General features: G+C 65.5%; 19 protein-coding genes. 11 read left to right on the forward strand and 8 right to left on the reverse strand.

Going from position 1 to position 21,114, the window contains the following annotated elements:
• The first annotated feature begins 197 nt into the window (after nucleotides 1–197).
• From I603_RS11300 to I603_RS11335, 8 genes are all read left to right on the forward strand, one after another.
• Nucleotides 198–1,178 (forward strand): Rossmann-fold NAD(P)-binding domain-containing protein, encoded by a 981-nt coding sequence (locus I603_RS11300; RefSeq protein WP_068865132.1) that lies wholly within the window; start codon nucleotides 198–200, stop codon nucleotides 1,176–1,178.
• A gap of 8 nt (nucleotides 1,179–1,186) precedes the next feature.
• Complete coding sequence (locus I603_RS11305) at nucleotides 1,187–2,032, forward strand: sugar phosphate isomerase/epimerase family protein (protein WP_232305363.1); 846 nt, start codon at nucleotides 1,187–1,189, stop codon at nucleotides 2,030–2,032.
• Nucleotides 2,025–3,047: a hypothetical protein gene (locus I603_RS11310; RefSeq protein ID WP_068865137.1), complete on the forward strand. Its 1,023-nt coding sequence runs from the start codon at nucleotides 2,025–2,027 to the stop codon at nucleotides 3,045–3,047. Before I603_RS11305 ends, I603_RS11310 begins: the two co-directional genes overlap by 8 nt.
• Nucleotides 3,047–4,204, forward strand: coding sequence for an FAD-dependent oxidoreductase (locus I603_RS11315; protein WP_068865140.1), 1,158 nt, complete (start codon nucleotides 3,047–3,049; stop codon nucleotides 4,202–4,204). Before I603_RS11310 ends, I603_RS11315 begins: the two co-directional genes overlap by 1 nt.
• Nucleotides 4,197–6,272: a hypothetical protein gene (locus tag I603_RS11320; protein WP_068865142.1), complete on the forward strand. Its 2,076-nt coding sequence runs from the start codon at nucleotides 4,197–4,199 to the stop codon at nucleotides 6,270–6,272. Before I603_RS11315 ends, I603_RS11320 begins: the two co-directional genes overlap by 8 nt.
• Nucleotides 6,269–6,661, forward strand: a complete 393-nt coding sequence (locus I603_RS11325; RefSeq protein WP_068865144.1) for a GtrA family protein — start codon at nucleotides 6,269–6,271, stop codon at nucleotides 6,659–6,661. Before I603_RS11320 ends, I603_RS11325 begins: the two co-directional genes overlap by 4 nt.
• A complete protein-coding gene (locus I603_RS14730; protein ID WP_198157249.1) occupies nucleotides 6,658–9,024 on the forward strand; it encodes a glycosyltransferase family 2 protein in 2,367 nt (788 codons plus the stop codon). Before I603_RS11325 ends, I603_RS14730 begins: the two co-directional genes overlap by 4 nt.
• Before the next feature lie 211 nt (nucleotides 9,025–9,235).
• A complete protein-coding gene (locus I603_RS11335) occupies nucleotides 9,236–10,846 on the forward strand; it encodes a hypothetical protein (RefSeq protein ID WP_068865146.1) in 1,611 nt (536 codons plus the stop codon).
• 96 nt (nucleotides 10,847–10,942) lie between these two features.
• Here the strand turns inward: I603_RS11335 and aroC are convergent, their stop codons facing one another.
• Nucleotides 10,943–12,013 (reverse strand): chorismate synthase, encoded by a 1,071-nt coding sequence (aroC, locus tag I603_RS11340; RefSeq protein WP_068865148.1) that lies wholly within the window; start codon nucleotides 12,011–12,013, stop codon nucleotides 10,943–10,945.
• Nucleotides 12,014–12,134: 121 nt separating this feature from the next.
• Between aroC and ruvA the strand changes: the two genes are divergently transcribed.
• Genes ruvA through ruvB form a run of 3 tightly spaced genes read left to right on the forward strand, consistent with a single transcriptional unit; the run spans nucleotide 12,135 to nucleotide 14,385 of the window.
• Complete coding sequence (ruvA, locus tag I603_RS11345) at nucleotides 12,135–12,743, forward strand: Holliday junction branch migration protein RuvA (RefSeq protein ID WP_068865149.1); 609 nt, start codon at nucleotides 12,135–12,137, stop codon at nucleotides 12,741–12,743.
• A 47-nt stretch (nucleotides 12,744–12,790) separates the two neighbouring features.
• Nucleotides 12,791–13,336, forward strand: a complete 546-nt coding sequence (locus I603_RS11350; RefSeq protein WP_068865150.1) for a DsrE family protein — start codon at nucleotides 12,791–12,793, stop codon at nucleotides 13,334–13,336.
• Nucleotides 13,333–14,385 (forward strand): Holliday junction branch migration DNA helicase RuvB, encoded by a 1,053-nt coding sequence (gene ruvB / locus I603_RS11355; RefSeq protein ID WP_068865151.1) that lies wholly within the window; start codon nucleotides 13,333–13,335, stop codon nucleotides 14,383–14,385. Before I603_RS11350 ends, ruvB begins: the two co-directional genes overlap by 4 nt.
• Nucleotides 14,386–14,437: 52 nt before the next feature.
• Here the strand turns inward: ruvB and I603_RS11360 are convergent, their stop codons facing one another.
• The 7 genes from I603_RS11360 to I603_RS11390 form a co-directional block, all read right to left on the reverse strand.
• The gene (locus I603_RS11360) at nucleotides 14,438–14,695 is read right to left on the reverse strand and encodes a hypothetical protein (RefSeq protein WP_068865153.1); all 258 of its coding nucleotides are present in this window, start codon (nucleotides 14,693–14,695) and stop codon (nucleotides 14,438–14,440) included.
• Between the two features lie 246 nt (nucleotides 14,696–14,941).
• Nucleotides 14,942–15,535 (reverse strand): hypothetical protein, encoded by a 594-nt coding sequence (locus I603_RS14585; RefSeq protein WP_143736713.1) that lies wholly within the window; start codon nucleotides 15,533–15,535, stop codon nucleotides 14,942–14,944.
• 108 nt (nucleotides 15,536–15,643) lie between these two features.
• Nucleotides 15,644–15,991 carry a hypothetical protein gene (locus I603_RS14840; protein ID WP_068865157.1) on the reverse strand — a complete coding sequence of 116 codons (348 nt, stop codon included), beginning with the start codon at nucleotides 15,989–15,991 and terminating at the stop codon, nucleotides 15,644–15,646.
• Nucleotides 15,992–16,101: 110 nt separating this feature from the next.
• Nucleotides 16,102–16,800: a prolyl hydroxylase family protein gene (locus tag I603_RS11375; RefSeq protein ID WP_084440072.1), complete on the reverse strand. Its 699-nt coding sequence runs from the start codon at nucleotides 16,798–16,800 to the stop codon at nucleotides 16,102–16,104.
• 35 nt (nucleotides 16,801–16,835) lie between these two features.
• Complete coding sequence (locus I603_RS14325; RefSeq protein WP_084440073.1) at nucleotides 16,836–17,354, reverse strand: rhodanese-like domain-containing protein; 519 nt, start codon at nucleotides 17,352–17,354, stop codon at nucleotides 16,836–16,838.
• An 8-nt stretch (nucleotides 17,355–17,362) separates the two neighbouring features.
• Nucleotides 17,363–20,035: an aconitate hydratase AcnA gene (acnA, locus tag I603_RS11385; RefSeq protein ID WP_068865159.1), complete on the reverse strand. Its 2,673-nt coding sequence runs from the start codon at nucleotides 20,033–20,035 to the stop codon at nucleotides 17,363–17,365.
• A 117-nt stretch (nucleotides 20,036–20,152) separates the two neighbouring features.
• On the reverse strand, nucleotides 20,153–21,043 hold the full coding sequence (locus tag I603_RS11390) for a DMT family transporter (RefSeq protein ID WP_169711372.1): 891 nt from the start codon (nucleotides 21,041–21,043) through the stop codon (nucleotides 20,153–20,155).
• Between the last annotated feature and the right edge of the window lie 71 nt (nucleotides 21,044–21,114).

Genomic DNA, 21,114 nt, shown 5'->3' on the forward strand with positions numbered 1-21,114 from the left:
TTTGCAAGAGGCACCGCAGGAGCCAGCCCTAGAGCCTCACAGGCCGCTCTCTGATGGCACGGTTTGGTTAACCTTATCGATATCATTCTGAATTACCAGCACAGTCACCCTGCCACGCGGATCGCAGCCGCTCTGCCTCCGTGTGCCCGAAGAGACCAATTCCCCAAGCACGAGTGCAGCGACGGGCCCAAGACGCTATGGAAAGTTTCGGAAATGCACACCACGATACCGGCCTGATCGGCCACTCCGGCTTTGTCGGCGGCGCGGTGCTGCGGCAAACCGGCTTTGATGCCTGCTACAACAGCACCACTATTGCCACTATCGAAGGGCAGGCATTTGGCACCCTGATCTGCGCCGCTGCGCCAGGTTCAATGTTCGAAGCCAACCGTTCGCCAGAGCGTGACGCCGCGCAGATCGACGGATTAATCGCGCGGCTGGCCACGATCCGGGCAGAAAGGTTCGTGCTGATTTCCTCCATCGCCGTGCTGGCCGACTTTGCAGGCAGCAATGACGAAGGCACGCAGGCCTTCCAGCAGGACCTGGCCTATGGCCGCCATCGCCGCGCGCTGGAGGCCTTTGTCGAAAGCCATTTCGCCAGCAGCCTGATTGTCCGCCTGCCCGCGCTGTTCGGGCACGGATTGCGCAAGAATTTCCTGTTCGATCTGATGAACCCGGTGCCATCGCTGCTGACCGAGGCAAAACGCGATGCGCTGACGGAGGCACTCGATCCCGCGCTCGCTGCGTGGGCGGCGTCGCTCTATGCGCCCGATGCGGTCACCGGGTTGCTGAAGCTTGACCGGGCGGCGCTCAATGCCGACAGGCGGCGCGCGGCGCTCGAGGATGCGGTAACGGCGCTGGGCGCTTCGGCGACGCAGTTCCATCATCCCGATACGACCTACCAGTATTACTCTATCGACCGGCTGTGGCAGGACATCGGCATCGCGCTGGGAGCGGGGCTGTCGCACCTGCATCTGGTGGCAGAGCCGCTGACCGCCGCCGCGATCCATGCGCGGCTGACCGGGCGCGCCATGCCGGACACGCCCGCACGCATGCACCGTGAGGATATGCGCACCCGCCATGCCGGCTTGTGGGGTGCTGACGGGCCGTATCAATTCAGCGCTGCTGCGACGCTCGACCAGCTCGCCGCGTTTTACGCCAGCGAAAGGGCCGCGGCATGAGGCTCGCCATGTCCAATATTGCCTGGTCGGCGGACGAAAGGCTGGAGGCCTATGCCATCCTTGCCGAAGCGGGGATCACGAGCCTTGAAATCGCGCCGGGTATCTTCTTCCACGCCGCCGACGATCCCTTCGTGCCTGACGAAGCGAGCGCTCATGAGGCCTTGTGCGAAGCGGCGGATGCGGGGCTTTCGCCGGTGTCGATGCAATCGCTGTTGTTCGGCGTCACGGGTGCGGCCCTGTTTGGAGGTGCCGAGGCGCGCAACCTGTTCCAACGCGGGATGACGCGCGCAATCACGCTGGCAGGGCGGTTCGGCATTCCCAATCTGGTGTTCGGCTCCCCGGCACAGCGCCGCGTGCCTGCGGGCATGGCCATGGCTGACGCACTGGCAGAGGCCGCCGCCGTGTTCCGGCGCCTTGGCGATGTCGCTGCTGCCGCCGGAACGCGCATCACCATCGAAGCCAACCCGGCCGCCTATGGCACCAATTTCCTCACCACGCTGGATGAGGCCGAGGCGTTCGTTGCGCTTGTCGATCATCCGGCGATTGCCCTGATCCTCGATCTGGGTGCGATGCACATGAACGGCAGTTTTGCCAGCGTACCGACCCGCCTGCCCGGCCTTGCCCCGCGCCTTAATCATGTCCACGTCAGCGAGCCTGATCTGGCCCCGGCCCCGGCGGATGCCGGGGCGCTGGTGCCGGTGCTACGAGCCTTGCGCGCGTCGGGTTATGCCAAGGCGGTGTCTATCGAAATGAAGCGCCCGGCGCAGGGCCTTGCCGATGTTCGGCGTGCCGTCGCGCGGCTGGTCGAAGCGGACAAGGCAGCGCATCAGGCCGAGGGGGCGATCCGTGCGTGAACCCGACGCAAGCCAGTTCAAGAAACCGCGCGAAGACATGGTCGTCTCGGTGTGCTTTTCCGACCTTGCCGCAAACCCTGCCACATTCGCCGCCCTGCGCGATGTCGCCGCCACGCTCGACCGCGCCTTCCGCTTCCGCGAGATCATCCTCGTGGTCGACGACACCCAGCGCGAAGCCTTCCTGCCGCTGATCGCCGAGGTGTCCAACACCCGCCTGTTCGTGGTGCAGCGCGGCACCGAGTATTACGACCGCCGGGTGATCGCCGCCGAGGAAGCGATTGGCGATCTGGTGGTGATCGGCAATCTCGACGAGATCGCGCAGCTCGACCTGATCGCCTTCCTGGGCCATTCCGAGCGCGAGAGTTCCGTGACGATGGCCTTTCGCGCGGTCCGCCGCCCGGTAAAGCGGCTGCTGGCCTGGCCCTTCATCGCGCTGGGCAAGCTGGCCGGGTTCAATGTCGATCCGAGCGACTTTCAGTCCATCGCTGTGCCTCGGACGCAGCTCAACCTGCTGCTGGAGCATGACGAGCCACGCCTTGCGCTGCGCTTTCCCCCGCGCGATCCGCGCCTACAGCTCGACTGGTTTCGGACCGACCGCAATGTGGCGGCGCGTACCGCCTTCATGGGGCTGGCGCGCCGCATGCAGCTGCTCCAGACGCTGCTGATCCACCTGACGCCGACGATCCTGTCGGTGGTGGCGATTTCTTCGACCATTCTGACTCTGCTCGGCATAGCCTATGCTGCCTGGATCGTGGGCGCGCTCGTCTTGGTCGACACCCTCGCGCCGGGCTGGCTGACCACCAATGCGATGCTGGCGGTCAGCGCGGTGTTCATGGGGCTGTCGACGCTGGGCCTCAGTCTTGGCCTGCAACACCTGCTGAAACAGCAGCGGCGGCTGAAGGGCGGGATCGTGCCCGAGGAAGTCAACCGGATCGATCTGTTCCAGCAGGTCGCCTTCGATCTCAATGTCGAACTTGAAAGCGATGGCCGCGCTGGCCCGGAAGTACCGGATTGATGCCGCCCACCGCTGCCACCCAGTATGATTACGTCGTGATCGGCGGCGGCTTTTATGGCTGCTGCCTTGCGCTCTACCTGCGCTCGATCTCGGCGCGGGTGCTGGTGGTGGAGGTGGGGCCGCGGCTGATGGACCGGGCCTCGCGGGTCAATCAGGCGCGGGTGCACACCGGGTTTCACTATCCCCGATCAGCCGCCACCGCGGTCAAATCCATGCTGCTGCACCGCCGCTTTCTGGCTGATTTCCCCGATGCCGTGGTGGGCGATTTCCAGATGCTCTACGCCATCGCGCGGCGCCGCTCGAAGGTCACGGCCAAGAAATTCCACCGCATGTTCCGCGACATGGGCGCGCCGATCGAACCGGCCACCCCGAGCCACCGGGCGCTGTTCAATCCCGACATGATCGAAGACGTGTTCGCCTGTTTCGAGGTCGCCTTCGATCACAAGGTCCTCGGCAAGCAGGTCGCAGCGCGCATGGCCGATGCCGGTATCGAAGTGCGTCTCGAAACTGAGCTGGTCGGCCTTGCTGACCATCGCAGCGGCGTGGTGGTCGCGTTGTCGGATGGCAGCGAAGTGACCGCACGCTATGCCTTCAACATCACCTATGCCCAGATCAATGCGGTGCTGGCCAAGGCCGGCCTGCCCGGCGCGCGGCTGAAGCACGAAATCGCCGAACTGGCGCTGATCGAACCCCCATGCGAACTGGAAAAGATCGGCGTGACGGTGATGGACGGGCCGTTTTTTTCGGCCATGCCTTACCCGTCGGAACAGCTCTATTCGCTGACCCACGTGCGTTATACCCCGCACGAAAGCTGGGCCGACAACCCGCAGGCGCGTGATCCCTATCGCCATCTTGCCGCGGCGTTGCCCGAAACGCGCTTTGCCTTCATGCAGCGCGATGCCCAGCGTTATCTACCGTGCCTTGCCGGGGCGACCTATCGCCGGTCGATCTATGATGTGAAGACCATCCTGATCAAGAACGAGGCCGACGATGGCCGCCCGATCCTTTACCACCAGAAGCCGGAGGATAGCCGGGTGATCTCGATCCTCGGCGGCAAGATCGACAATATCTACGACCTGTTTGAAGCGGTGAAGGAGACAGCGCCCGAATTCGCATCCCTCAATTCCGGTTTTGTCTTCGGGCACGCCTATGCCTGATCGGCTGCGGGCAGGGGCACAGGGACGCGGATGGTGGGCGCTGGGGGGATTGGCAGCGCTGATCTGTGCTTTGCGCGCAGGCGGGCTGCTGTTCGATCACAGCCTCAATTCGATCGACGGGGCGTTGCAAACATGGTTCGCGCTCGATCACTTTGCTGATGGCGATCAGCTGGGGACAGGGTTCCAGTCCTATCTCGGCATCACCATGGTGCTGGCGCTGCTGCCGGTGTTTCTCCTGTTCGGGCAAACGCTGTTCGCCTCGACTCTGGCCGCGAATGTGGCGATGATAGCGGGGGCCTTTGGCGCGGCCTATGCGACCGTGTGGCTGATCCGGGCGGTGCCGCCCCGCGCGAGCTGGCAGGCGGCGCTGGTGCTGATTTTCGGGTTCTATTACGCCGCGCCATTGGTGGCAGAGGGCGCGGGCCTGCGCTGGCCTGCGACCTTCGATCCCGGCGTTTCGCTTCGGCCCTTGCGCGGGTTTCTGCCGTTCATCGTCCTGCCGTTGTTTGTCGTGCAGGTGCGCCGGGTGCTGCTCCAAGGCCGGGCGCTGTCGGGCGGCCTGCTGCTGGGTCTGGCCGCGGGGGTGGGGCTGCTGTGGTCGAATGATGCGGGGATTCCGCTGGTGATTGCACTGGTGCTTGGGCTGGTGATGGCGTTGCATCGGCGGCTGGTTTTGTTGGCGCGGACCATGGCGGCATTCGGGCTTGGCGTCATCGCGGCGGCGGGCGCAATCCTGCTGGCGGTGACCCACGCTGCGCCGGGGCCGTGGCTGCAATACAATTTCCGCGATGTCGCGGGCGACCAGTTCTGGTTCTTCGCGCCGTGGGAGCGCAGCACCCGCATACTTGGCGTGGGTGACCTGCCCAACATCCTGCGCCACGGCGAGCTGCTCTCCACCGCCAGCCTGATTGTGCTGACGCTGTGTATGCTGTGGGCGGTGGTCCAGCGCTTGCGCGGCCGCAGTGCGCCGGTCCGGGGGAGCGCCTTCATTGTCGTCGGCGCCAGTGTCATCGGCACCGCGCTGATCCCGCAGATCGGCGGGCATATCGGGGCCGAATACAACGCCATCACTTTCGTGCTGGGTGCCTGCGCGCCGCTGATCATCGGTCAGCGGATACTGCTGCGTTGGACCAAGCCGCTGCTGCGCAACGCCTCCCCGGCAAAGACCGGCATGGCTGTTGGTGTGGCGGCGCTGGCTATCGTCGGGATCGAAGCGGCGCGGCTGGTGACGGTCTGCGCAGGCACTGACCGCACCACGTATGACGCAGGTCTGGGCTTCCACGTGACGCCCGAATATGCCGCGGATCTGGCGGCAATGCGGCAACTGGCGCAAGCGTGGGATGCACAAGGCATCGCGCAGGATCGGCGCTTGCTGTCGGCCTATACTTCGCCGCTGGATATCGCCGCCGGAGTGGAAAGCCCGGCGCCGGTCGGATCGCTGATCCACGCACTGGGCGCGGACAACCGGGCCAATTTCACCGCGCTGGTGGGTGAGCGCAAGGTCGCCGCCGTGACCACTATCGCGCCCGACTACAGCGGATGGGAGGGGTGGATACGCCGCGCCAACTGGCCATTTTTCCGGGCGCTGCACGAAAACTACACGCCCATCGCCCGCAATGATCAGCAGGTTCTGTGGGTGCGCGCCGAGACTGCGACACCGCCCATCGCCGCCGCGACCTGCCGGGTTTCCGCGCCGTCGCGCAGCACGCTGGCGCTCGACATCGCAGCGCCCGCCTCCGGGCTGGCCTCTGTCAGCGTCACCCGCCAACCGCCCTTTGCCACCAGGCGCAGCGCTATGCTGACCGTGACCGAGGCTTCGCCCGATACCGCCGCCAAGGCCGACCGCTGGGCCGACTTCCCCCGCTATGGCATCGGCAACACCGCGCTGGTGTCGCTTGTTACGCCTGTCACTGCGGGCACCACAACCCGGCTGACGATCGAGGTGCTTGACGGGTCAGATATCGGTACGGCCACCTGCACTGCGCAGATCTATGCCCCGGTCGATACCGCCGCTTTGCCCCGCATGCCCGAAGGCATCGCCCGCTATCTGGCACAAGCTGCACCATGACCGAACTGCTGCGATTCTTCACCGTGACAGTGCTGGGGGTGGTTATCGACCTCGCCATAGCCTTTGGCTTGCACACCGGGCTTGGCGTGCCGCTGTGGCTGGCTGCGGCGATCGGCTTTACGGTGGCGGCGAGCGCGAATTACGTCATCCATCAGACCTGGAGCTTTCAAAGCGGCCCGCGCAGCCTTTCGGCCCGGCGCGCAGGGCTTTACGCAATGGTCGCGCTCGCCACGCTCGCAGTCCGGGTGGCGCTTGTCGCGCTGCTCGACCGGGTGCTGGCCGATGATCTGGCGCTCGTGATCCTGATCTGTGGCGCGGGTGGATCGTTCTTTGTGAACTTTGCGCTGAGCAAGTTCGTTGTCTTCGCTGCCGCACCGGATACGCCATGACCCTGGATTCTCCGCCAATCCTCGACGACAGCGATTGGGACGTGCCAGCCCACGAAATCGCGCTCTATGCGGCGCGGCAGCATCGTCATGCGCTGGTGATTCCGGTGATCAACGAGGGCGAAAGGATTCGCGGCCAATTGCTGCGTATTCAGGCGGCGGGCCTGCCGGTGGACGTGGTCATCGCCGATGGCGGGTCGACCGACGGATCGCTTGATGCTGACTTCGTGACGAAAGCGGGCGTGCGCGCGGTGCTGACCAAGACCGGGCCGGGCAAGCTCTCTGCGCAGCTGCGGATGGCCTATGCTTGGTGCCTCAGGCAGGGCTACGCGGGCATTGTTACCATCGACGGCAACGGCAAGGACGGGGTCGAAGCGGTCGCCGCCATGGTCGCCAAGCTGGAGGAGGGCTGCGATTATGTGCAGGGCTCGCGCTATCTTCCCGGCGGCGCGGCGGAGAACACGCCGCTGGAACGCACCATCGCCAACCGGTTGATCCATGCCCCGCTGCTGAGCCTGTCGGGGCGGCACTGGTTCACCGACACCACCAACGGGTTCCGTGCCTATTCCGCGGCCTACCTGACCCGCTCCGATGTGCGTCCGTTCCGGGACGAGTTTCAGGTCTATAACCTGTTGTTCTACCTCACAGTGCGCGCTGGCCAATTGGGGCTGAAGGTCGCGCATGTGCCAGTGGTGCGGCGCTATCCCGAAGACGGCAAGGTGCCGACCAAGATCGGCGGCTTCGCGTCCAAGCTGGCATTGCTGAAGGAAACCGTGATCGCCGCAACCGGCGGCTATACGCCTGATGATGCGGTGCGCGGGCGCGCGTCGCTGCTGTGGCCGCTTGCGATACTGCTGCTGGTGCTCGCCCCGTTGCTGCTGAGCATGATCGTCGCGCCGCCTTATTCGCCCGATTCATGGGCGCTGTATGAATTGTCGCAGACGGTGTTCGGCGATTTCTACCGCTTCAACCACTGGCGCAGCTATGCCAGCGCATCGCCCTATTCTGCCAGCTTCCCGCCACTTTATCCTACCATGCTCGCCCTTGCCGATGCGCTGCTGGGTACCGGTCCGCGCACCGGGCTGTATCTGTCATTTGTGTGTTTTGCCGGGTTTGCGATTGTTTCGGAACGGATTGGGCGGTCTGTGAGCGGCGCGCCGTGGCTCGGTTTGGGGGCGGCTCTGATCGGGCTGCTCGGCCCCAACATGCTTCTTGCCGAACTGGGTGCGGGCCGCACGATCCCGCTGCAATTGCTGCTGTTTGCGTTGATCCTGAGCGGCCTGCTTCAAGGCGCACGGATCAGTCTGGCCGGCGCGGCGCGGATCGGTTTCCTCGCCGGTCTTGGGGTGCTTAACCGGTTTGATGCGGTGCTGTTACCACTGCTCATCACTGCGATGATCTTGTGGCTGACGCGCAGCCCCAAGCGGGCCTTGGCGGCGGTGGCGGCGGCGGGGGTCGCCGTGGCGCCATGGGTCACCTATTCCCTCATGACCTTCGGCACGGCGTTTGCGACTGACAACAGCAGCACTGCCGCCTCGCTGGACCCGGCCGCTTATGTCACCGACTGGTGGCCAGCGCCGCAACCGGGACTGGCCGATGATCCTGCGGCATGGGCTGCGCGGGTGGCGGCCAATGTGTGGGGGTATTCCTACACAGCTGCGGCGCTGCTGGCGACGGGCATGGGGCTTACTGCAGCGGCGTTTGTGGCGCTTGCTGCCCTTGCGGCCCTTGCAGCCGGGCGACCGCGCGGGAATGATGGTCTGAAGGTGCTAACCGTGTTTACGGTGATCACGGCGCTGCTGTTGGCGCCGCAGGTGCTGACAGGCTATCTTGAACACCGCTATTTCGCAGCGTTAATCTGGGCCGGACTGCTGGCGGCCGGGTGTTGGTGCATTGCGAAGGGGGCCACATTCCACCAGCGCGCCCTTGCCGCGCGGCTGGCGTTCATGAGCGTGGCCGCGGCGATGGCAGTTTTGACAATCGGACAGGTCAAAGAGTCACTGGCCGCGGGTCGCATGGATCGGGCAGAATGGGCCCGCTTCGATGCACCCGGCGATCTGAAGGCGCTGCAGACTTGCGTGAAGGACACCCCCCGGCCACGCATTCTGGTGCTGGGCGACGATCTTTTCGCCGCCCGCGCCGGCGCGCTGGGCGGATTTGCGACCATGATGGAGCCGCGCAACATGGCGCACGGGCGGCTCGGCATTCAGGCCAGCCGTGCTTTCGTCGCCGAATGGCAGGTCGATTACGTGCTCCCCAGAAACCCGGCGCGAGCGCGATGGGCAGCGTCTAACCTGGATGTTGTCGAGATCAAGGACTGCCCGCTTACGCTGTACCGGGTCTCGCGGGGCGGCAATGATGGTTGAGGAACAGCGCACAGGCGATCATACAACTGGCCACATCGGCACAGAGTCAGGCGCTCCACGGGAGAAACACAAGATGATGTCTCGCCGATTGATGATGGCCTGTGGCGCGGCAGCAATGGTTGCGCCCGGTCTTCTTTCGTCCAGCCCCGCGTCTGCGCCATTGCGAGCGCAAGGACACACCCGGGGCGGTGCAATCCCGCGTGATCCCGCCATGGCGGCTACCGCGCCCCCCGTGCGCCTTGGCGATACGATCTTCACGGCGGATGATCCCGCTGCCTTGTGGCAGAGCGCGGGGCTGCACACCGTGCGGGTGTTCCTGCGCAAGGGGCCATGGGCGCTGATCTGGTATCTGCAGGCCGCATCCCCGATAGATGGCAAGCCGTTTGATGTGGTGGTGGTAGAGCGGCAGCGCTGGACCAATCTGGCTTCGGAGACCCCGGCGGTCAGCTATCAGGCGAGCGTCTTTGGCCGCAGCTTCCCGCTCTACGGCCATGGCGACTTCCAGCGCTGGGTCATGGCATCGCGGGCCTGGCCTGTCTCCGATCGTGAACTGAACCGGTGGCAAGCCGGGGGCTGGTTGCTGCCGTGGGGCATCGGGCCAAGGCTTCAGGCCCCTTCGGAATGGCCCTATCTGGACCCGGTCCCCAATTATACGCCGCTGGACAAGGGCGGGCTGACGCCTTCCATGGGAACCACGGGATTACGCGATGAAGTGGGGCCGATTATTCACCGGCAAGCGCGCTACATCATGGAACGCAGCGCAGAGATGCGGCGCGTCACCATGGCTTACGGGCTGACCGCTGCATCAATCCCCTGGCATGTGCGCGGGGCCGATGGCTTGCCGCTGCTGCTCGATAAACCCAATACGCCGCTGAAAGTGCAGCAATATTACCAGAATTATCCCGAAGAAAGGATAATCTCGGTAAGCCCCGGTATGCGGTTTGATTGGGACATCGACAATGCGCACCGCCCGTGCCCCTCGTTGATTCCGGCCTTGCTTACCGAATTGCATCCCTTTTTCGTCGAGGAGCAGGTGTTTTCCGCCTGCACCGTGCTCAATACGGTTGGTCCCGATTATCGCGGTACCAGCGGCAAGCTGGTCGATCAGGATCAGGGCCGCGACTGGGCGTGGTCCATGCGCGATCTGGTGCTGGCCTCTGCCTTGCTCCGCTCCATGCCGCCGCTTGACTGGTTGCCATCGGCAGAACGTTTCGATGCGATCCTGTCCGCCAATCTGGACCGCGCCGTCAGGGCGCTCGCGGTGCCGGGTATGGGGCAATTGGGGATGTTCTGGGAAGGCGAGGCCGGCGATAGCCAGCCCAATCCGACATTCTGGGCATCGATCCGGACAGGGCAGCGACCCGGGGTCTACACGGGCTCAATCGTCTACTACATTGGGTACGTGCTGGATTGGGGGCGGCGATTGCATGACGATCAGCGGTGGTTGCAATTGCAACTGGCCTTTGCAGAGAGGTTTCTGGCGCGGCGTTTTCTTGCGACCGGGCCCTATTGTTTCCTCAATCTGCCAGCGCGATTGGAGGGGCGTTGGTTCAGCGACTGGCGGCACATGGCGCAGGTTCTGGGCCTGCCTGCCGATATTGCTCGGCAACCATGGGTCAGTTTCGATCTGCCGGTGGATGACCCGAGCGCCTATCCCTACACCACCGAATATCCCGCGACAGTCTATCACGGCCTGAAGCTGGCGCAGGCAACGGGAGCCACCAATGACGAGGTGGATATGGCGGTTGCGCTGATGGAAGCGCAGATTCGCCGGGGCGATGTGGAAAGCTATCCCGCCTTTGCCATGCGCCATTCGCGGTAGGTCAATCACGGGGCAACGAGTTTGGTTGAGTCCGGCAAGGGGTCGATTGCTGAATGGCGGCTTTTTTCCAGAAGCGAGGCAAAGCTGCCCTGCCGCCTACCCCACCTGACCCCGGTGCAGCAGCTTGTGATCGGCCAGCACCAGCGCCATCATCGCCTCGACCACCGGCGTGCCGCGGATGCCGACACAGGGGTCGTGGCGGCCCTTGGTGACGACCTCGACCGCTTCGCCGGCGCTGTTGATCGACTCCACCGGGGTCAGGATCGACGAGGTCGGTTTGAACGCCACCCGGCACACCACCGGCTGGCCGGTCGAAATGCCGCCCGCCGTGCCGCCCGCGTGGTTGGCGAGGTAGACCGGTTTGCCGTCCGGACCGGGGCGCATCCGGTCGGCGTTTTCCTCGCCCGTCAGGCGCGCGGCTTCGAAGCCGTCGCCGATTTCCACGCCCTTCACCGCGTTGATGCTCATCATCGCGGCGGCCAGATCGCTGTCGAGCTTGGCATAGATCGGCGCGCCAAAGCCTGCGGGGACGCCCTCCGCGACGCACTCGACGATCGCGCCGAGTGACGACCCGGCCTTGCGGGCAGCATCGACCTTCTCTTCCCAGCGCTTGGCCGCAGCCGCGTCGGGGCAGAAAAACGGGTTCCTGGCGATCTCGGCATGGTCGATGTTTGCCGGATCGATCCGGTCGCCGCCGAGCTCGCACACGTAAGCGGTGATGGTGACTTCGGGGATCACAAGCCGCGCCACCGCGCCCGCCGCCACCCGCGCCGCCGTCTCGCGCGCGCTGGAGCGCCCGCCACCGCGATAGTCGCGGATGCCGTATTTGGCGTCATAGGCGTAGTCGGCATGGCCCGGACGATAGCGCTGGGCGATCTCGGAGTAGTCCTTGCTGCGCTGGTCGGTGTTCTCGATCATCAGGCTGATCGGCGTGCCAGTGGTCTTGCCCTCGAAGGTGCCGGACAGGATCCGCACCAGATCATCTTCCCGCCGCTGGGTGGTGAAGCGGCTGGTGCCCGGCTTCCTCGCATCCATGAAGGGCTGGATGAAGTCCTCGGAAATCGCCAGCCCCGGCGGGCACCCGTCAACGACCGCGCCCAATGCGGGCCCGTGGCTCTCTCCCCAAGTGGTAAAGCGCAGCACGCGCCCGAAGGTGTTCCAGCTCATGCCTCGCGCTTTTGCCCAAGTCTGCGCGATTGTCCACCTGACTATAAGCGCGTGCGCCCTCTGGACTGTTCCTGTTCTGTCCGCCAAACCCGAAGCGTAGCGGTAGCGCGGGCAGGGACTCATGATCGCCAAACTCACAGGCAGGCTTGATGCGACCGGCGATGACTGGGCGATCGTTGACGTGGGCGGGGTGGGGTATCTCGTCCACTGTTCCAGCCGCACGCTCGCCGCGCTGGGCGAGGTTGGAGAAGCCTGCACCGTGCACACCGAATTGCAGGTGAGCGAGAACGACATGCGGCTCCTGGGGTTCGCGGAAAGCGCCGAGCGTGACTGGTTCCGGCTGCTGACCGGCGTGCAGGGGGTGGGGAGCAAGGTCGGCCTTGCGATCCTGTCCGCCCTCTCGACCGGAGAATTGCGCGACGCGTGCGGCAAAGGCGACGCGGCCATGGTCGCCCGCGCGCAGGGCGTGGGGCCGAAGCTTGCGGGCCGGATCGTCAACGAGCTGAAGGACAAGGCCGGCGCGATGCCGGGCGGGTCGGGCGGCTTCGCAGCCGCGGCGGCGGCCGCTCCGGCGGGCAGCGTCGGCGCGGATGCGGCAAGCGCGCTCGAAAACCTCGGCTTCAAGCCCGCCGTCGCCGCCCAGGCCGTGGCCCGCGCGCTGGAGGAACTGGGCGAGGGCGCCAGCGAGGGTGACCTTATTCGGGTCGCGCTGAAGAAGGCGGCGGGCTAGAACACGGACAGGACAGGACAGGACAGGACAGGAGAGGAGAGAACCCCATGCGCACCATCATCACCATTGCTCTGGCGCTTGCTGCCGCCCCGCTTGCCGCGCAGGATATGAGCGCCTTCAAGCCTGGCCCCGTGCTGGAGGGCTTCGGAGCGCATGCTCCGGTGCCGGGAGTGGATCAGCTTCCCGTCGACAGTGAATTCGCCATCGCCTTCGACGTGGCAACTCCCGCGCCCGAGGGTGGGGTCAATCGCGGCTTCGACAGTGCCGCGCGCTTCCTCAACATGCATGTCGCCCACGGCGTGCCGCAGGACAACATCCGGCTGGTGGTAGTGGTCCATGGCAAGGCCGCGCTTGAACTGCTTAGTGATGAAGCCCACGCCGCGAATCCTCTCTCGCGGCAGGGTGACAATCCCTCGCGTGCGCTGGTCGAGGCGCTGCTGGAGGCGGACGTGCGTTTCGTTCTGTGCGGCCAGAGCGCTGCGGTTTACGGGATCAAGCCCGAGAATCTGATCCCCGGCGTGGAAATGTCACTTTCCGCCATGACCGCGCACGCGCTGCTGCAACAGCGCGGCTTTACGGTGAACCCGTTTTGAGCGAGCCTGATACCTTGCACTCCCCGACCCGCCAGCCGGGCGATCCGGACGCAGCCCTGCGCCCGCGTCGCCTGGCCGAGTTCGTCGGGCAGGAGGCGGCCAAGGGCAACCTTGCCGTCTTCATCGCCGCCGCGCGGGCAAGAGGCGAGGCGATGGATCATACCCTGTTCTTCGGCCCCCCCGGTCTCGGCAAGACCACCCTGGCGCAGATCATCGCAGGCGAGCTGGGTGTGGGCTTCCGCGCTACTTCCGGCCCCGTCATCGCCAAGGCGGGCGATCTCGCTGCGCTGCTGACGAATCTCGAACCGCATGACGTTCTGTTCATCGACGAGATTCACCGTCTCTCGCCCGCCGTCGAGGAGGTGCTCTATCCGGCGATGGAAGACCGCGCGCTCGATCTCATCATCGGCGAGGGGCCTTCGGCGCGTTCGGTGCGGATCGACCTGCCGCCCTTCACCCTGATCGGCGCGACCACGCGGCAGGGGCTGCTGACCACGCCGCTGCGCGACCGTTTCGGCATTCCGGTGCGGCTCAATTTCTACACCCACGAGGAACTGGACCGGGTGGTCACCCGTGCCGCGGGCTTGCTTGGCCTTGCCATCGAACCCGAAGGCGCGCGCGAGATTGCGCGCCGTTCGCGCGGGACGCCCCGCGTAGCCGGGCGGCTGCTGCGCCGCGTGCGCGACTTTGCCGATGTGGCAGGTGCAGGCTCCGTCACGCGCGCTGTCGCCGACGAGGCGCTCACCCGGCTGGAGATCGACCGGCTGGGCCTTGACCTGATGGACCGGCGCTATCTCGCCATGATCGCCACCACCTACAAGGGCGGGCCTGTCGGCATCGAGACCCTCGCGGCGGGCCTTGCCGAGCCGCGCGACACGATCGAGGACGTGGTCGAGCCCTATCTCATCCAGCTGGGTCTCGTTGCCCGCACCGCGCGCGGTCGCGTGCTCAACGATGCCGGCTGGGAGCATCTGGAAATGACGCCGCCCCAGACTGACCTGCGCGATTCTCTCTCCCGCCAGTCGGGATTGTTTGACGAAGAAGGTTAACTTTCGGGCTAACCGAGACCCGCTTTTCGGTGCCAGATCGGGACAGCGGCGCTCAAATCCCGCGATTTTGCGGCAATTTCTGCACTTTGGCGTCCGCGCCGAGGGTTAACCCGATTGCCCCTGGTGACCTTATCCCATCAAAAGAAGATTGCATCAGGCGAGACGGGCGCAAGCTCCGCTCCTCGCCGACACGGGAAAGCAGGGTTATCGCAATGTCGCTCAAACTGGCCATCGCAAAGCTATCCGCCGCCGCCGCGGGTGTGGCGCTGCTGCAAGGCGGCGCGGTGCGCGTGGCCGAGCCGATGAACACTGACGCGCCCGACTATTCGACCAATATTGATGGCAAGCTGATCGCGGTCGATCCGGAAACCGGCGCGCGCTACATCAAGACCCGCCAGCGCGAGATTCCGGTGCCCGAACAGCGCCGTCGCCGCATTGTCGAGCGCACGATCGAGTGCCAGCCGGTTGCGCCGGGACAGAACGCTGCCTCGATCCCGGCGGGGGCCGTGCAGGCCTATTTCGACCCCAATGAATGTCCGCCGATCGCGCAGGTCGCCTACATGCCAGCGCCGCTGCCCCCGCTTCCCCCGATCCAGGGCGGTGGCGGCTTCGGCGGTGGCTTCGCGCCCGTAGGAGGCGGTTTCGGAGGGGGGCTGGGCTTCGGCGGCGGCTTCTTTGGCGGTTTCTTCGGCGGGGGCGGCTCGTCCTCGGGCGATGTTTCGGTTTCGACCACCACCAGCACGAGCGGCGGCACCAGCGGTACGACGTCGGGCGATCCGGGCCCGCCACCCGGGCCTCCTCCGGGCCCGCCACCCGGGCCTCCTCCGGGCCCGCCACCCGGGCCTCCTCCGGGCTCGCCACCCGGGCCTCCTCCGGGTCCGCCGCCGCCGCCGCCGCCCAGTTCGAGTGGCAGCACGGGTGGATCAACCACGACAACGACGACCACGACGACGACCACCTCCGGCAACGTGTCCAGCACGTCGTCGACGTCGACCTCCGGTAACGTGTCGAGCACGTCATCGACGTCCGGGAACATCTCGAGCTCAAGCAGCACATCTACGTCCGGCAACGTCTCCTCGACTTCGTCCACGTCTGGGAATGTCTCCTCGACATCGACTACGTCGGGGAACGTCTCCTCGACATCGACCACGTCGGGTAATGTGTCGAGCACCTCGAGTTCGTCGAGCAGTTCGTCTTCTTCCTCGTCGTCCTCGTCTTCTTCGTCGAGCTCGTCGGGAGGCAGTGGCGGCGACCCCGATCATCCGGGTGGTTCGAGTTCGTCGGGCTCCTCGGGCTCCAGTTCCGGCGGATCGTCATCCTCGGGTTCTTCCGGAGGCAGCAGCGGCTCGAGCAGCAGCTCGTCCTCGTCCTCGAGCAGCAGTTCGTCCTCGTCATCCTCGGGCGGGGCGACAAGCGGGGGCAGCACCTCGGGTGACATGACCAGCAGCACCAGCAGCTCGTCGTCCTCGTCCAGTTCCTCGTCGTCGAGCTCGTCCTCTACCGGCACGTCCACCGGATCGAGCGGTTCATCGGGCAGCAGCGGATCGTCGTCATCCGGTTCCTCGTCCTCGTCGAGTTCCAGCAGCAGCAGTTCCTCGTCCAGCACGAGTGGCGGTCATGAAGTGCCCGCCCCGCCGATGATGGCGCTGTTCGGGTTGGCCGCCGCGGCGATCCTGCGACGCCGCAAGCTCCAGCGTCAGGACTGACGCCGCCCGGTCATGCCGGGTTGAGCAGCCGCCAGGGCTCCTGGCGGTACCACCGCGTGATGACGTGCTTGATCCCGCGATTCACCGGCATCCCGGCATGGAGCGTGCGGGTATTCGGATGACCTTCGCGCGTCATGTTGTTCCAAACCAGTAGCGTGCCGGTCTGCGGCCGGAACCTGAGACCGAGCTTCGGAAAGTCGGTCTCCCCGCCTTCGCGCGGTTCGTTGAGCCAGATCATCGCCGTCCAGGTGCGCTGCCCGCCCCGCGGCGCCTCGCTCTGCCAGTAGCCCGCGCCGACATGCAGGTAGTCGAAGTGGTGCTTGAATTCCTGCCCCGCTTGGTAGCGCTGGCCCTGCATAACCTCGCCGTAATTGTCGTCGATCCCCAGCAGATCGGAGATGTAGAGTTCGCAGCTGCGGGTGAGCGGGTCGTCGCACCCGAAGTGGTGAGTGTGGCTGGTCCGGAAGCCGGCACGCTCGGTCCCTTGATAGAGCGTTGAAGGCTCGGCGCGGTCATTGATCACGCGCACGATCTCGCGGCAGTCGCGGCGCTTGAGGAAGCCGGGCACGCGGAAGATCTCGGCCCCCTCGGCAGGGACCTGTTCGACCGCCGGATGGACGACGAGGCGGCGGCGCACGATCTCCCCGAACCACGCGAGCTTGCGCGGGTCGGCCATGGGATCGTGCGGGGCGAGCGTGAGGTCTGCCATGCCGGACAGCCTAGCAGGCGGTGGTTAATGCCCCGTCAGCGCTTCTCGAGCGGCTGTCCGGCCTCTTCCCAGGCAAGAATCCCGCCCGCGAGATGTTCCACGGGCGCGCCGGTCGCTTCGGCGAGCTTTTCGCCCGCCATTTCCGAGCGCCGGCCCGAACGGCAGTAGAGCACCACCTCGCGCCCGTCGTCCGGTCCAAGCATCGCCGGATCGAAGCTGTCGAGCGGAATGTGCTCGGCGCCGGGGATCATGCCCTCGGCGACCTCTTCATCGGTGCGCACGTCGATAAGCCGGACATTGCCGGCCTTGAGCCTCGCCGCCAGTTCTTCCGGCAGAACGTCGATCATCGGCAAGGCAGGCTTTTCCGCCCCGCTGACCTCGGGAAGGGGAGCAGCATCGTCCGATGCTGCTGCCGCTACCCCTGCGAAGGCCAGCTCGAAGCCCAGCGGAATTGACGGCGCGTCCCGATCGCCCTTTTCATGGGAACCGCCGCTGCAGGCAGCCAGTGCCAGCAGGGCCGAAGCAGCGAGAAGGGCGGGGGATCGGGCTTCCATCGGGCTCCTTATGCCGCAAGCTTGCGCAGAACGTAATGGAGAATTCCGCCGTGGCGGTAATATTCCATTTCATTTGCGGTATCTATGCGACACAGCGCGGTGAAGCTGAACTGCGTGCCGTCGGTGCGGGTGACTTCGACCGTCACGTCCTGACCCGGCTGCAGATCGGCAAGCCCGCGGATCGAGAAGGTATCATCGGCGGTCAGGCCAAGCGTCTCGCGGGTGTCGCCGTCCTTGAACTGCAGCGGCAGCACGCCCATGCCGACAAGGTTCGAGCGGTGGATACGTTCAAAGCTCTCGACGATCACCATGCGCACGCCGAGCAGGATCGTGCCCTTGGCCGCCCAGTCACGGCTGGAGCCGGTGCCGTATTCCTTGCCGCCGATGACGACCAGCGGCGTGCCGTCTTCCTTGTGGCGCATCGCCGCATCATAGATCGGCATGGTTTCGCCCTTGTAGGTCGAGAACCCGCCTTCGACGCCCGGCACCATTTCGTTCTTGATGCGGATATTGGCGAAGGTGCCGCGCATCATCACTTCGTGGTGCCCGCGGCGCGAGCCGTAGGAGTTGAAGTCCTTCTTGGTGACCTGATTGCTCATCAGGAACTTGCCCGCCGGGCTATCTTCCTTGATCGAGCCGGCCGGCGAGATGTGGTCGGTGGTGACCGAATCCCCGAGGATCGCCAGCGGCTTGGCGTCGATGATGTCGGTGACCGGTGCCGGAGTCATGGTCATGCCCTCGAAGTAGGGAGGGTTGGCGACATAGGTTGACCCAGCGCGCCATTGATAGGTGTCCGACGGCTCGACAGTGATCGCCTGCCAGTGTTCGTCACCGTCATAGACGTTGGCGTAGCGGCTTTCGAACATCGAGCGATCGATATTGGCGGCGCGGTGCTCGGCGATTTCGGCGTTGGAGGGCCACAGGTCGGCGAGCATTACGTCATTGCCGTTCTGGTCCTGTCCGATCGGCGTGGTGGTGATGTCCTCGGTGACCGTGCCCTTGAGCGCATAGGCGACCACCAGCGGCGGCGAGGCGAGGAAGTTGGCGCGCACATCGGGCGAGACGCGGCCTTCGAAGTTGCGGTTGCCCGACAGCACCGAGGCAGCGACAATATCATTGCCGTTGATCGCAGCGCTGATGGGTGCGGCGAGCGGCCCGGAATTGCCGATGCAGGTGGTGCAGCCATAGCCCACGAGGTCGAAGCCGACCGCATCGAGGTGCTCCTGCAGGCCCGACTTTACCAGATAGTCGGTCACCACCTGCGAGCCGGGGGCGAGCGAGGTCTTGACCCAGGGCTTGGGCTTCAAGCCGCGCTCGTTGGCCTTCTTGGCGACGAGGCCCGCGGCAATCAGCACGTCGGGGTTCGAGGTGTTGGTGCAGCTGGTAATGGCGGCGATCACCACGTCACCGTCACCGATGTCGTGGTCCTTGCCTTCCACGCCCACGCGCGCGGGTGCAGACTTGCCATAGACTTTCGACAGATCGCCGTTGAACAGCTCGTCCACCTCGGGGAGGATCACCTTGTCCTGCGGGCGCTTGGGGCCGGCGAGGCTGGGGACGACGGCGGCCATGTCGAGCGAGAGGGTCTTGGTGAAGACCGGGACGTTGGCCGGATCGAACCACATGCCCTGCGCCTTGGCATAGGCTTCCACGAGGGCGATGGTTTCTTCACTGCGTCCCGTGAGGCGCAGATATTCGATGGTCTTGTCGTCGATCCCGAAGAAGCCGCAGGTCGCGCCATATTCCGGGGCCATGTTGGCGATCGTCGCGCGGTCGGCCAGCGTCAGGTTGGCCACACCCGGGCCGTAGAATTCGACGAAGCGGCCGACGACCCCGACTTCGCGCAGCATCTGCACGCAGGTCAGCACCAGATCGGTCGCGGTCACGCCTTCGGCCATGCGGCCTTCGAGGTAGAAGCCGACCACTTCGGGGATCAGCATCGAGACCGGCTGGCCAAGCATCGCGGCCTCCGCCTCGATCCCGCCCACGCCCCAGCCGAGCACGCCGAGGCCGTTGATCATGGTGGTGTGGCTGTCGGTGCCCACGCAGGTGTCGGGATAGGCGACCATCATGCCGTCCGGCCCTTCGGACGACCACACCGCCTGGGCGATGTGTTCAAGGTTCACCTGGTGGCAGATGCCGGTGCCCGGAGGCACGGCGGAGAAGTTTTTGAAGCTCTTGGAGCCCCACTTGAGGAAGTCATAGCGTTCCGCGTTCCGCTCGTATTCGAGCGCCATGTTGGCTTCCATCGCCTTGGGGTGGCCGAATTCGTCGACCATCACCGAGTGATCGATCACGAGGTTGACCGGCACCAGCGGGTTGATCTTGGCGGTGTCGCCGCCGAGCTTCTTGATCGCATCGCGCATCGCGGCGAGGTCAACCACGCAGGGCACGCCGGTGAAGTCCTGCAGCAGAACGCGCGCCGGACGGTACTGGATTTCCTCGCCGGTGACGGGGTTGTTCTGCCAGTCGACGATCGCCTGGATATGCTCGCGCCCGACGGTGAAGCCTTCATCCTCGAAGCGCAGCAGGTTTTCCAGCAGCACCTTCATCGAAATCGGCAGCTTGCTGATGTCGCCCAGTTGTTCGGCCGCCTTGGCGAGAGAATAATAGGCATAGTCCTTGCCGCCGACCGAGAGAGTCTGACGGGTGCCGAGCGTATCCTTGCCGATGTCGGTCATGGGGGGTGTCCATCCTTTCAGGTTTCCCGCGCCCCGATCCAGAAAGGCGCGGATTTCGCCCGCGCACCTGCGCTGACTCGCGCGCGAGGTCAAGGGGGAGACCCTCGGGAAATGGTCTCAGGCGGGTGCCTTTTCGCCCGCCGGATCGCGCCGGGTCGCCAGCCAGCACCCGCCGATAATCAGCGCCGTTCCCGCCAGCGTCGGCCAGGTGACATTCTCGCGGAAGAACAGCCACCCGAAAACGCTCGCCCAGACGAAACCCGAATATTCGGTCGGCACCAGTGCGCTCGCGGGCGCGCGGGCATAGGCCCAGGCGATCGACAGCGAGCCCGCCACCGTCAGCGCGCCTGCCGCCAACAGCGGCATCAGCGCCTCACCCGAGGGCATTTCCCATAGGAAGGGCGAGAGGGTCAGCAGCACCAAGCCGCCGATACCGCTATGGAAGGTCGCAATCTCGAGCGGGCCGGCGACCTGTGCCTGCCGCCGGATGACAATGAAATTATAGGCATAAAGCAGCGCCGAGACGAATAGCGAGGCAACGCCGAGCGCGGCGCGCTCGTCGAATTCGCCCTGGCCGATCCGTCCGCCTACGATCACCAGAGTTCCGGCAAAGCCAAGCGCACTGGCCCCGATCGCCGCGCGACTGATCGTCTCGCCCAGCAGCACGCGAGCGAGGTAGAGCGCCACCAGCGGCGCAATGAAACTGAGCGCAATCGCCTCGGCCAGCGGCAGCCTGGTGAGCGCGAAGAAGAAGCTGAGCGCCATGAAAGCCGAAACCACCCCGCGCTCCAGATGCAGCTTCCACACTGCCCGCGTCGGCATTGCCGGTCCGCGCGACAGCCACACCGGGGCGATGATCGCCGCGCCGATCAGCGCGCGCAGGACGGTGGCGGTATAGGCGCCGATCATCAGCGCCGCTTCCTTCATGAAGGCGTCCATCAGCGCGAGGAAACCGACTCCTGCGAGCGCGGCGGCAAAGGGCAGCAAGGGACTCGCACGGGTGGACATGATGCGACAGCGCATAGAGGCGAGTGCGACGCGCGTCCATTCAGCGCCGCGCAAGCGAAGGCAGTTGATAG

Source organism: Erythrobacter dokdonensis DSW-74 (assembly GCF_001677335.1).
In the GTDB taxonomy this organism is placed as follows: Bacteria; Pseudomonadota; Alphaproteobacteria; order Sphingomonadales; family Sphingomonadaceae; genus Erythrobacter; species Erythrobacter dokdonensis.